The sequence below is a fragment of the Mycobacterium persicum genome (assembly GCF_002086915.1).
In the GTDB taxonomy this organism is placed as follows: domain Bacteria; phylum Actinomycetota; class Actinomycetes; order Mycobacteriales; family Mycobacteriaceae; genus Mycobacterium; species Mycobacterium persicum.
Genome location: NZ_MWQA01000001.1, coordinates 2,406,899 through 2,418,968, shown reverse-complemented (window position 1 = coordinate 2,418,968; position 12,070 = coordinate 2,406,899). Strand labels below are relative to the sequence as shown.

Sequence of the window (12,070 nt, the reverse complement as noted above, 5' to 3'; positions counted from 1 at the left end):
GACTGTCCTCTCAGCCAGCGGACAGCCAACGAATCAGGTGGGAGCGGTAGATGGCCCTGTTGGCCGACGGAGTCAGTGCGTTGTTCATCGACGGGAAGCTGTCCGAAGGTAACGCGGGCACCTTCCCCACGGTCAATCCGGCCACCGAGGAAGTGTTGGGCGTCGCCGCCGATGCGGACGCGCAGGACCTGGGACGCGCGATCGAAGCAGCACGCCGCGCCTTCGATGACACCGACTGGTCGCGCAACATCGAATTGCGGGTGCGGTGTGTGCGTCAACTGCGCGACGCGATGCGCGAAAGCGTCGAGGAGCTACGAGCGCTGACCATTTCCGAAGTCGGTGCGCCGCGGATGCTCACCGCCGCGGCTCAGTTGGAAGGTCCGGTCGACGACCTGGCGTTCGCGGCCGACACTGCCGAGTCCTATTGCTGGGAACAGGATCTCGGCCGCGCGGCACCGATGGGAATCCCGACCCGGCGCACCCTGGCGCGCGAAGCCGTGGGCGTCGTCGGGGCGATCACCCCGTGGAACTTCCCGCATCAGATCAACCTGGCCAAGCTGGGTCCGGCGCTGGCCGCCGGCAACGCCGTCGTGCTCAAACCCGCCCCGGACACGCCGTGGTGCGCGGCCGTGCTCGGTGAGCTCATCGCCAACCACACCGACTTTCCGCCCGGCGTCGTCAACATCGTCACCTCCAGCGACCACGGCCTGGGTGCGCTACTGGCCAAAGACCCTCGGGTGGACATGGTTTCGTTCACCGGCTCCACGGCGACCGGACGCAGCGTGATGGCCGACGCCGCCGCCACCGTCAAGAGGGTGTTCCTGGAGCTGGGCGGAAAGTCGGCGTTCGTGGTGCTCGACGACGCGGATTTAACCGGGGCATGCTCGGTTTCGGCGTTCACCGCCGCCGTGCACGCGGGCCAGGGCTGCGCGATCACCACCCGACTGGTGGTGCCTCGGGCCCGTTACGACGAAGCTGTCGCCATCGCGGCGCGAACCATGTCGTCGATCAGGCCGGGCGACCCGAATGACCCCGGAACCGTTTGCGGCCCCTTGATTTCAGCGCGCCAACGGGATCGGGTGCAGAGCTATCTGGACTTGGCGATCGCCGAGGGCGGGACGTTCGCCTGCGGCGGTGGCCGCCCGGCGGACAAGGACGTCGGATACTTCATCGAGCCGACCGTCATCGCGGGCCTGACCAATGAGGCCCGTCCCGCCCGGGAGGAGATCTTCGGGCCGGTGCTGACGGTGATCGCCCACGACGGCGACGACGATGCCGTCCGGATCGCCAACGACTCGCCCTACGGCTTGTCGGGCACGGTGTACAGCGCCGACCCCCAGCGGGCCGCCGGGATCGCCGCGCGGCTGCGGGTCGGCACCGTGAACGTCAACGGCGGCGTGTGGTATTCCGCCGACGCGCCGTTCGGCGGCTACAAGCAGTCCGGCACTGGCCGCGAGATGGGGCTGCTCGGTTTCGAGGAGTACCTGGAAGCCAAACTGATTGCGACAGCTGCAAATTAGAGGAGACGGCGTGGGTCAATTCGAGAACAGGGTGGCGATAGTCACCGGGGCTGCTCAGGGTATCGGCAAGGCCTATGCCGACGGCCTGGCCCGCGAAGGCGCCTCCGTGGTCGTCGCCGACATCAACGGCGCGGCCGCCGAGGCCGTCGCCAAGCAGATCGTCGCCGACGGTGGCACGGCAATCTCAGTGCCGGTTGACGTTTCCGACGAGGAATCGGCCAAGGACATGGCCCAGCGCACCGTCGGCGAATTCGGCGGCATCGACTATCTGGTGAACAACGCCGCGATCTACGGCGGCATGAAACTCGACCTGCTGCTGACCGTGCCGTGGGACTACTACCGGAAGTTCATGAGCGTCAACCACGACGGCGCGTTGGTATGCACCCGGGCGGTGTACCAGCACATGGCCAACAGGGGTGGCGGCGCGATCGTCAACCAGTCGTCCACCGCGGCATGGCTGTACTCGAACTTCTACGGCCTGGCCAAAGTCGGGGTCAACGGGCTCACCCAGCAGCTTGCCCGTGAGCTGGGCGGAATGAAGATTCGGATCAACGCGATCGCACCCGGGCCCATCGACACCGAGGCCACCAGGACTGTGACGCCCGGCGAGCTGGTCAAGCACATGGTCAAACAGATTCCGCTGTCTCGCATGGGAACTCCCGAGGACCTGGTGGGAATGTGCCTGTTCCTGCTCAGCGACCAGGCCTCCTGGATCACCGGGCAGATCTTCAATGTCGATGGCGGACAGGTCATCCGATCATGACCGCGATCCCCCGACTCGGCTACATCGGCCTGGGCAACCAGGGTGCGCCGATGGCCAAGCGCTACCTCGGCTGGCCGGGAGGCCTGACGGTCTTCGATGTGCGGGCCGAGGCCATGGCGCCGTTCGTCGAGGGTGGTGCCACCGCGGCGGCGAGCCTTGCCGAGGTTGCCGACGCCGACATCATCAGCGTCACCGTGCTCGACGACGCTCAGGTGCGCAGTGTGATCGTCGGTGCCGACGGGCTGGCCGCACATGCCAAGCCGGGCACCATCATTGCGATTCACTCCACTATCAGCGACACCACCGCAGTCGAACTGGCGCGACAACTCGGGCCGCAGGGCGTCTACGTTGTGGACGCTCCGGTCAGCGGCGGTCCGGGGGCAGCAGCCGAAGGCAAATTGGCCACCATGGTGGGCGCCGACGACCAGACGTTCCAGCGGATCAAGGAGCCGTTCCGGCGGTGGGCGTCGCTGGTGATCCATGCCGGCGAACCGGGCGCCGGAACCCGGATGAAGCTGGCCCGCAACATGCTGACCTTTGTGTCCTACGCGGCGGCTGCCGAGGCGGAGAAGTTGGCCGAGGCAAGCGGATTGAGCCTGCGGGCGCTCGCCATGGTGGTGCGCCACAGCGATGCCCTCACCGGTGGCCCCGCAGCGATCATGTTCCGCGAGACGACGGCGCCGATGAAACCCGACGACCCGCTGCGTCCGCTGCTGGAGCACACCCGGGCGCTGGGGGAGAAGGACCTGGGTTTGGCATTGGCGTTGGGGGAGTCGCTATCGGTCGAGTTGCCGTTGGCCAAGCTAGCGTTGGAGCGGTTGGCCGCCGGCCTCGGGGTACCGCATCCCGACCTAGCTGAGGAGACGTGATGGACGAGCTGCGCCGCAAGGGCCTGGACAAGATGAACGAGGTGTACGGGTGGGAGATGCCCAACATCGAGGGTGACCCATACTTCGACCTCACCGTCGATCACCTGTTCGGCGCCATCTGGACCCGACCGGGGTTGTCGATGCGTGACAAGCGCATCATGACGTTGACCGCGGTGACCGCCATCGGAAGTCGCGACCTCGCCGAAATCCAGATCAACGCCGCGCTGCTCAACGGCGAACTCGACGAGACGGAACTGAAGGAGATGGCCGTCTTCCTCACCCACTATCTCGGGTTTCCGCTGGGCTCTGCGCTCAACGGCGCGGTCGAAACCGTTGTGGCAAAGCGCAAGAAGGCCGCGGCGAAGGGCGTTGGCGAAGACAAGAAGGCCAACGTCGACGCCGCGTTGAAGATGCACTCGGGTAAGGCTGTCGAGTAAGCCGTAGGCGCTCGATCTCGGCGCTAAACCCCTTGTGTCACTGTGGTTTCAGTGGTCACATTGCGGGGATTGTTGTCGGTGGCCGTCCCTAGAATTTCAGGCGTGGGTTCGAGCAGTCGTGAAGGCATCGTCGAGGTCTTCGATGCGCTCGATGCGGACGTGGATAGGCTGTGCGGGTTGTCTTTTGACGTACTGACCATCCCGGAACGGTTGCGGGCCCTGGAGCGGCTGGAACGCCTGGCGCGCCGGCTGCGGACGCCCCAACACACGTTGATCAACCAACTCGACCTACAGGCAAGCGAAGAAGAACTGGGTGGCACACTGCGCTCGGCACTGGCCGACAGGTTGCGTATCACCAAGGCCGAGGCAGGCCGGCGCATTGACGAGGCAGCTGATCTTGGGGAACGCCGCGCGTTGACCGGCGAGCCGTTGGCGCCGCAGCTAAGCGCCACCGCGGCCGCCCAACGAGACGGCGTGATCGGTGACGGGCACATCAAGGTGATCCGCAGCTTCTTCGCGCACCTGCCCGCCGAGGTGGACCTGTCTACCCGGGAAGCCGCCGAGGCCGACCTGGCCCGCAAGGCCAGCGAGTACCGCCCCGACGAATTGGCCAAATACGCCCAGCGAATCATGGATTGGCTCAACCCCGACGGGGAATTCCGCGACCAGGAGCGGGCCCGCAAGCGCGGCATCATACTGGGCAAGCAGGAATTCGACGGGATGTCGCGGATCAGCGGCATGCTGACCCCGGAGTTGCGCGCCGCCGTTGAGGCCGTGTTGGCCAAGCTGGCCGCCCCGGGGGCGTGCAACCCCGACGACGAAACACCGGTCATCGACAACACACCCGATGCGGATGCGGTGCGCCGTGACAACCGCAGCCCGGCTCAGCGGAACCATGACGGCTTCCTCGCCGGACTGCGGGGGCTCTTGGCGTCGGGGGAGTTGGGTCAGCACAACGGGTTGCCCGTGTCGATCGTGGTGACCACCACCCTCAAAGACCTCGAGGCCGCGGCCGGGAAGGGTCTGACGGGTGGGGGCAGCTTGGTGCCCATGTCGGATGTGATCCGCTGGGCCGGCCACGCTCACCACTATTTGGCTATATTCGATCGCGGCAAAGCCCTGACGCTGTATCACACCAAGCGCATCGCGTCCCCCGCGCAGCGAATCATGCTCTACGCGAAGGATCGAGGCTGTACGAAGCCGGGATGCGATGCCCCCGCCTACCACAGCCAGGTTCACCATGTCCAAGGCTGGAAGGCCACCCACCGCACCGACATCGACCAGCTGACCCTGGCCTGCGGACCCGACAACCGACTTGTCGAAGAAGGTGGATTCACCACCCGCAAGATTGCCAACGGCGATACCGAGTGGATCCCGCCACCGCACCTGGACCACGGACAACCGAGAACGAATAGCTTTCATCACCCGGAGAAGCTGCTGGCGCCCGACGACGACGCGGAAGCTGATTGACCCACCAAACCGAGCTGTGCGGCATCCGGCGTGGCGTGCTGCCTCTTGGGCCCAACCCGACCCCGGCTACTCTGACGTCTCGTGCGCGTCCTGGTAATCGGCTCCGGTGCCCGTGAACATGCCCTGCTGTTGGCACTGGCCAGAGATCCGCAGGTCACGCACCTCATCGTGGCTCCCGGCAACGCCGGTACGGCCCGCCTGGCCGAACAGCACGATGTCGACATCACCTCCGGCGAGGACGTCGTCGCCCTGGCACGGCGGGTCCAAGCCGACATGGTGGTCATCGGTCCCGAGCTGCCGCTGGTGCTCGGGGTGGCCGACGCCGTGCGCGCCGCCGGCATCGTCTGCTTCGGTCCCGGCAAGGACGCCGCCCGCATCGAAGGTTCCAAGGCCTTCGCCAAGGACGTGATGGCCGCGGCCGGCGTGCGCACGGCCGCCAGCCAAATCGTCGACAACCCAGCCCATTTGGACGCCTCGCTGGATCGGTTCGGGCCGCCCGCAGGCGACGCGGCCTGGGTGGTCAAAGACGACCATCTGGCCGCGGGCAAGGGCGTGGTGGTCACGACGGACCGCGATGTCGCCCGCGCCCACGCGGCGGGACTGCTCGAGTCCGGGCATCCGGTGCTGCTGGAGTCTTATCTCGACGGCCCGGAAGTGTCGCTGTTCTGTGTGGTCGACGGCGAGACCGTGGTGCCGCTGCTGCCGGCGCAGGACTTCAAGCGGGTGGGTGAGGGTGACACCGGGCCCAACACCGGTGGTATGGGCGCGTATGCGCCGCTGCCGTGGCTGCCCGACGAGGTCTACCGGGAGATGGTCGGTCAGATCGTAGAACCCGTTGCGGCCGAACTGGTTCGGCGCGGCAGCCCGTTCTGTGGCTTGCTGTATGCGGGTCTGGCGATCACCACGAAGGGTCCCGCGGTGGTCGAATTCAACTGTCGTTTCGGCGATCCCGAGACTCAGGCGGTGCTGGCGCTGTTGGAGTCGCCTCTGGGGCAGTTGCTGTACGCGGCGGGTACCGGAAAATTGGCGGAGTTCGGCGAATTGCGCTGGCGAGACGGCGCCGCGGTGGCGGTGGTGCTGGCGGCCGAAAACTATCCCGGGCGGCCCCGGGTGGGCGACGTCGTCGTCGGCTCCGAAGCCGAAGGTGTACTGCACGCCGGGACGGTCCGGCGCGAGGACGGTACCGTCGTGTCATCCGGCGGCCGGGTGCTGTCGGTGGTGGGCACCGGCGCGGACCTGTCAGCGGCACGGTCGCACGCATACGACATCCTCGGCTCAATTCGGTTAGCCGGCAGCCACTTCCGGAAGGACATCGGGTTGCGTGCCGCGGAGCGAAAGATCAGCGTTTAGCTACCGCGACCGCGCAATGTTCCCTACCCCTGGTGTTGCGGGCAGAAGGCGGTGATCGCCGCGTTCACACCGGCGGCGGCCTGTGCGGGCGAGATTCCGGTGTTGTTGACGGTCGCGGCGGCGGCATCATCGGGGCTCGCCCCGTTTTGAAGGTCGGTGCACACGCCACGGCCAGTGGCGGCGGCAGTCGCGGGATCGGTGACGATGACACCCGGAATCTGGGACACCAGACCGAGGAAGGTTTGTTCGGGGTTGGGTGTCGGTTGCTGCGGGACCGGTGCCGGCCGTCGAGGCGTCGGCGCGACCGCAGCGGATGCCGCGGGCGGAATATCCCTGCGCGTCGGCACTGTTGGTGGCTGAACCGCTGCGGGTGGCGGCACGTACTCCGCCACCTGCCGAGGCGGCGCCACCGCGGGTGGCGGCGGGTGCTCCGCCACCTGCCGAGGCGACGCCACAGTCGGCGGTGCGGCCGGCGGGCCCGGTATCGAGCCGGCGTCGAACGGGTAGCCACTGGCTCCGACGGCGGTGACCGCGATAACCGTTGATGCTGCGGCGAAGAGCCGCCACCCACTACGTCGCTGCCGTGGGCCGGCCTCAGCCACGGCCGAGGGCACCGCAGCGCCGTTGAGTGGCCGGCTCGCCAAGGGTCTCGGCAGGGTCGAAGCCGACGCCATCGGATGTTCGACGCGACGGGCTGCGTGCGCGAACGCACCGGCGAAATCAGTACAGCAAGCGAAGCGATCGGCAGGGTCCTTGGCGAGCGCTACGGCAAGCACCGGGTCGAAGGCCGCGAGCAGCGGATGGATCTGCGCCAGTACCGGAGGCGGGGTGGTCAGGTGGCGGCTGATCACAACCGCCGGGTTGGTGTGCGGGAACAGTGGCGATCCGGTCAGCAGATGGTAGGCGGTGGCCGCTAGCGCGTACTGATCGGCGCGTCCGTCAATCGGTTCGCCCGTTAGCTGTTCGGGCGCCGCGTAGGGAAACGTGCCGATGGTCATGTTCGTCGCGGTCAGGCCACTGGTCTCGCCGATGCTCCGTGCTATTCCGAAGTCCCCCAAGAGAATCCGCTGATCGGCGCCGTCCGGCTCGGCGAGCAGGATATTCGCGGGGCTGACATCGCGGTGCATGACATCGTGGTGCTGATGCGCGTAGTCGAGTGCGCTTGCGATCGCGGCGATTATCGTGGCTACTTGAGCTGCCGGCATTCCGGCCGGAAAGCGGCTCCGCAACAGGCTTGCTACGTCGGTTCCGTCGACGAAGTCCATCGAGATCCATAGCTTTCCATCGAACTCGCCTCGGTCGTTGACCCGCACGATGTTCGGATGCCACAGCGCGGACGCCACGTCCGCCTCTCTGATGAATCGCCGCCGATAGTCGTCGTCAGCGGATACTTCACTGCCTAGAATCTTGAGCGCTTCGCGGCGCGGCAGCCGTGGGTGCTGGGCAAGGTAGACCTCGCCCATTCCCCCGGAGCCGAGCAAGCGGACAATCGTGTATCCGGCAAAAATCTCACCGGCTTTCAACCCGATGCCCGGGCCTTGGTGACTTAACCCAATCATCGCACCGTCCATTACCGGAATGCCGAGTACATTCTCAGCGCAGTTTGCGATTAGCTGGGACTGATATTACCCAGCACTTTACCGTTAGGCCACCCTAGGTTTTCTATGAGTTTACCTCGCGTTCATCTTTGGTCGGCGGGCGACCGGTCAGAACGCCACAGCCTGACCGTCGCGGCGCGGGTCGCTGGCCGCGACATATCCGTCATATCCGTCATTGAGACGCCAGATCGCCTGGCAGCTGCCGAACTGGTTGTAGTCGTCCACCGTGACCAGCGCATGCCCGCGGCTGCGCAAGTCGTCGAGTGTTGCCGGCGGAAAGCCGTTTTCGCAGCAGACCTGCAGTCCCTGCACCCACCGGAATCGTGGGCCGTCGCACGCCGTCTGGGGGTTCTGACCGTAGTCGGCGATGCGGACCAGCACCTGCACATGGCCCTGTGGTTGCATCTGGCCACCCATCACGCCGAAACTCAGCACCGGCGCGCCATCCTTGGTCACGAACCCCGGAATGATGGTGTGGAAGGGCCGCTTGCCGGGCCCAACCTGGTTCGGATGACCTTGCGTCGCAGCAAAACCCGAGCCGCGATTCTGCAGCGAGATGCCGGTCCCGGGCACCACCACACCGGACCCGAAGCCCAGGTAGTTCGACTGGATCATCGACACCATCATCCCGGAGGCATCTGCCGCGGTGAGATACACGGTTCCGCCCCTTGGGCTTCCAGCCGAGGCCGGCTTTGCGTGTTTGGGATCGATCAGCGCGGCGCGCCCCCGCAAGTACTGTTCGTCGAGCAGGTGCTCCGGAAGCAGCGGCATGTGGTCGATATCGGCGACATACGCCTGCGCATCGGCGAATGCGAGCTTGAGCGCCTCGATCTGCAGATGCACGCTGTCCGCGGAATCGACTGGCAGCGAAGCCATGTCGAACTGCTCGAGGATCCCGAGCGCGATCAGGGCGATGATGCCCTGGCCATTGGGCGGTAGCTCGTGAATGGTGTAGCCGCGGTATGTTCCGGTGATGGTGCCCACCCAGTCGCCGCGATGGGCGGCCAGATCGCTGACTCGCATCGCAGCGCCGTTGGCTCTGGCGTGCGCTTCGAGCTTTTCGGCCAGCTCTCCCCGGTAGAACGCGTCACCACGGCTGGCGGCGATCTTCTCCAGGGTGGCCGCGTGGTCTGGAAACCTGAACAGCTCACCGGGTTTCGGCGCGCGGCCACCCGGCAGGAACGCCTCGGCGAACCCGGGCTGCGACGCGAACAGGGGTACCTGGGCCTCCCATTGCGCGGCAACGGTCGGCGACACCGGAAACCCCTTGCGGCCGTAGGAAATAGCCGGTTCAAAAAGTCGTTCGAACGGCAGGTTGCCGAACTCGGCGTGCAGGTCGGTCCAGGCCGACACGGCGCCCGGTACCGTCACCGAATTCCAGCCGAGCGCGGGAACACCGTTGTCGCCGAAGTATTCCGGCGTCCACGCCGCAGGTGAGCGGCCGGAGGCATTCAACCCGTGTAGCCGCGTGCCGTCCCAGACGATGGCGAAGACATCGGAGCCGATGCCGTTGGACACCGGTTCCACCAGTGTCAAGGTGATGGCGGTGGCGATAGCCGCGTCGACCGCGTTGCCGCCTTCGGCGAGCATCCGCAGGCCGGCCTGGGCTGCGAGCGGCTGTGAAGTGGCGACGACGTTTCGGCCCAGCATCGGCATTCGCGGCCAGGCGTAGGGAAAACTCCAACCGAACGGATTCACCGGGCGATCCTCGCACGCCCCGGGCGGTCAGGCCGTCAGCAGCGGCGCCATCCAGGTCAGCTCGGCGGGCAGCTGCGAGCTCCAAAAACCACCGTTGTGCCCGCCGGGGGAGAAGCCGCCCGCGGGCGGGTTCGGCAGTTGGGCGATGAACTGTTTGGTCGCCGAATAGAAGGGATCGCTGTCGCCGCAATCCACCCGGATCGGAATGGAACCCAGCGCCGGCATGCCGAACACCGAGTTCGCCGCAAAGTCGTCGGCCCCGTCGAACGCGCCCGGTGCCGCCGCGCCGGGCGACAGCCACAGCGCCGGGCTCACCGCGCAGATCGCCGCGGTCCGGGCCGGTCCGAGCCGGCCGCCGAGCAGCAACGCCCCGTAACCGCCCATCGACCAGCCCAGAAACGCCACCCGCGAGGTATCCAGGTTCTGGGTGTCCAGCAGCGGGATTAGCTCACTGAGCACCATGGCCCCGGAATCCTCGCCGGAAGCCCGTTTATGCCAGTAGCTGCCGCCCCCGTCGACTGCCACCACAGCAAACGGCGGTAGCCCGGCGTTGACGGCCTGTGCCAGGCCCTGTTCGACGCCGCCGGCCATCACCGTGGCCGCGTCGCTGCCCTTGCCGTGCAACGCGATCACCGGCCGCAGCGGCCTGGTTTGGCCCGGCGGACGTGCGATCGCCCAATTCGTCGAGATGCCTCCGCGTGCCGCCGACACGAACGAGCCGGTGGTCATCGTCGGCGCGGCCTGAGCCGGCGGCGGTGGATCGAGCGGCCGTGTCGGCGCCAACGGAACGTTTGTGCCAATCACCGGCGCCGGTGAGGCATGCGAAGTTCGTGGCTGGAAGAGTATGTCGAGTGCGAATACCCCGCCTGCGCCAAGCGTCGCACTGGCGCCAAGACCGAGCACGGCGCGGCGACTTAACTCCGGCATGCGGGTCATCATGCCATGGCCGTTTAGCGAAAATGGCAATGCAGTACCAATTTCACTGGCAGCATGGGTGGGCGTGACGGCAGCAGTTACTCCAAAAGGAGAACGTCGGCGGTATGCGTTGGTAAGCGCCGCCGCTGAGCTGCTTGGTGAGGGTGGCTTCGAAGCGGTGCGCCACCGGGCCGTCGCCCGGCGCGCCGGGCTGCCGTTGGCCTCTACCACCTACTACTTTTCGTCCCTTGACGATCTGATCGCCCGTGCGGTCGAACACATCGGGATGATCGAGGTGGCGCAGTTGCGGGCCCGGGTCAACGCGCTGCCGCGGCGGCGCCGGGGACCCGAGACCACCGGTGAAGTGCTGGTCGACCTTCTTGTCGGGGACGTGGACGGCGCGGGGCTCGCCGAACAGCTGATATCGCGATACGAGCGGCATATCGCCTGCACCCGCCTGCCCGCGTTGCGGGAAAGTATGCGCCGCAACCTACGCCAGCGTGCCGAGGCGGTTGCCGAGGCCATCGAGCGATCCGGCCGGTCGGTGCGCATCGAACTGGTGTGCACCCTGATCTGCGCGGTCGACGGTTCGGTGGTTTCTGCGCTGGTCGAAGGGCGCGACGCGCGCAGCGCCGCGCTGGCGACCGTGGTCGATCTCATCGAGGTGCTTGCGCCGGTCGACCAACGGCCGATCCGGGTGTAGCGCTGCGGGCAACGTCGGCGTGACGATGTAGCCGGTCGCGAAGTCCCCGTAGACGGTGATGTCGGACGGGCGGCGTTCGGCGTACAGCGCGACGTATGCGCAGACGACGGCGTCGATCGGGTCTTCGGCGCGGCGCAGTTCGCACTTGCGCCCGGCGGCCCGCACGTGCCGGCGCAACGACACCCAGTCGCCATGACCGGTCACCCGCAGCGGCGTTCGGGTGTTTTCGAGTCCCTCGATGCCGTCCATCAACCGAAGCAGTTCCGATTTGAGCTGCTCGACACCGCGGCCGGGCTTGGCCTTGTACTTCAGCGTGCGGGACAGCCGGAACAGCGCCACCGTCGCCGCATGCGGGTATACCTCGATGGCCCGCCGGGGGCCCGCCGAGAACGGATCGATGTCCAGGTCCAGCGCACCGGCGAGCCGTGCCGCGCGTGGCCCGTCGGCGAACTCGGGTTTTCCGGTATTCGTCGGATGCGCACCAGCCTCGAACGCGCGGAAGTCGCGGTTGAGTGCGGTCTCGGCCGGCCGTTGACCCGACGGGTTGGTCACCACCAGCGGCGCGTCGAACGCGACCCGGCAGGGGCCGGCCGTGTACGGCCGCAACGCCGCCAGCACCGAGGAGTCGTCGCGGCCAGCGCAGATGTGCGCCAGGACACCGTCGGCGTCGAGTACTGCCACTCCGGTCGGGTTGGCAGTGGCCCAGGCCAGATCGACGCCGGCGAAGTGCATTCGCCAAGGGTACGG

At 67.0% G+C, this 12,070-nt stretch carries 10 protein-coding genes and 1 pseudogene; 7 read left to right on the top strand and 4 right to left on the bottom strand.

Annotated elements, in window-relative coordinates:
* Nucleotides 1–50 precede the first annotated feature (50 nt).
* From B4U45_RS10880 to purD, 6 genes are all read left to right on the top strand, one after another.
* Nucleotides 51–1,520 carry an aldehyde dehydrogenase gene (locus tag B4U45_RS10880; protein WP_075545675.1) on the top strand — a complete coding sequence of 490 codons (1,470 nt, stop codon included), beginning with the start codon at nucleotides 51–53 and terminating at the stop codon, nucleotides 1,518–1,520.
* A 10-nt stretch (nucleotides 1,521–1,530) separates the two neighbouring features.
* The gene (locus B4U45_RS10875; protein ID WP_075545676.1) at nucleotides 1,531–2,283 is read left to right on the top strand and encodes an SDR family oxidoreductase; all 753 of its coding nucleotides are present in this window, start codon (nucleotides 1,531–1,533) and stop codon (nucleotides 2,281–2,283) included.
* The gene (locus B4U45_RS10870) at nucleotides 2,280–3,152 is read left to right on the top strand and encodes an NAD(P)-dependent oxidoreductase (RefSeq protein WP_075545677.1); all 873 of its coding nucleotides are present in this window, start codon (nucleotides 2,280–2,282) and stop codon (nucleotides 3,150–3,152) included. Before B4U45_RS10875 ends, B4U45_RS10870 begins: the two co-directional genes overlap by 4 nt.
* Complete coding sequence (locus B4U45_RS10865; RefSeq protein WP_075545678.1) at nucleotides 3,152–3,589, top strand: carboxymuconolactone decarboxylase family protein; 438 nt, start codon at nucleotides 3,152–3,154, stop codon at nucleotides 3,587–3,589. The genes B4U45_RS10870 and B4U45_RS10865 overlap by 1 nt, the downstream gene beginning before the upstream one ends.
* A gap of 102 nt (nucleotides 3,590–3,691) precedes the next feature.
* Complete coding sequence (locus B4U45_RS10860; protein WP_075545679.1) at nucleotides 3,692–5,059, top strand: HNH endonuclease signature motif containing protein; 1,368 nt, start codon at nucleotides 3,692–3,694, stop codon at nucleotides 5,057–5,059.
* Nucleotides 5,060–5,140: 81 nt separating this feature from the next.
* On the top strand, nucleotides 5,141–6,409 hold the full coding sequence (purD, locus tag B4U45_RS10855; RefSeq protein WP_075545680.1) for a phosphoribosylamine--glycine ligase: 1,269 nt from the start codon (nucleotides 5,141–5,143) through the stop codon (nucleotides 6,407–6,409).
* Between the two features lie 23 nt (nucleotides 6,410–6,432).
* Here the strand turns inward: purD and B4U45_RS10850 are convergent, their stop codons facing one another.
* The 3 genes from B4U45_RS10850 to B4U45_RS10840 form a co-directional block, all read right to left on the bottom strand.
* Nucleotides 6,433–7,968 (bottom strand): serine/threonine-protein kinase, encoded by a 1,536-nt coding sequence (locus B4U45_RS10850; RefSeq protein ID WP_183155052.1) that lies wholly within the window; start codon nucleotides 7,966–7,968, stop codon nucleotides 6,433–6,435.
* Nucleotides 7,969–8,115: 147 nt separating this feature from the next.
* The gene (locus B4U45_RS10845; protein WP_075545682.1) at nucleotides 8,116–9,663 is read right to left on the bottom strand and encodes a gamma-glutamyltransferase family protein; all 1,548 of its coding nucleotides are present in this window, start codon (nucleotides 9,661–9,663) and stop codon (nucleotides 8,116–8,118) included.
* 69 nt (nucleotides 9,664–9,732) lie between these two features.
* Nucleotides 9,733–10,644: an alpha/beta hydrolase-fold protein gene (locus B4U45_RS10840; protein WP_075545683.1), complete on the bottom strand. Its 912-nt coding sequence runs from the start codon at nucleotides 10,642–10,644 to the stop codon at nucleotides 9,733–9,735.
* A 55-nt stretch (nucleotides 10,645–10,699) separates the two neighbouring features.
* On the opposite strand from B4U45_RS10840, the gene B4U45_RS10835 reads away from it, so the two are divergent.
* Nucleotides 10,700–11,323 (top strand): TetR/AcrR family transcriptional regulator, encoded by a 624-nt coding sequence (locus tag B4U45_RS10835; RefSeq protein WP_099224382.1) that lies wholly within the window; start codon nucleotides 10,700–10,702, stop codon nucleotides 11,321–11,323.
* Nucleotides 11,324–11,326: 3 nt separating this feature from the next.
* On the opposite strand, the pseudogene B4U45_RS10830 reads toward B4U45_RS10835, so the two are convergent.
* Nucleotides 11,327–12,055: pseudogene (locus B4U45_RS10830) on the bottom strand (DUF429 domain-containing protein); the annotation flags it as partial.
* Nucleotides 12,056–12,070 lie beyond the last annotated feature (15 nt).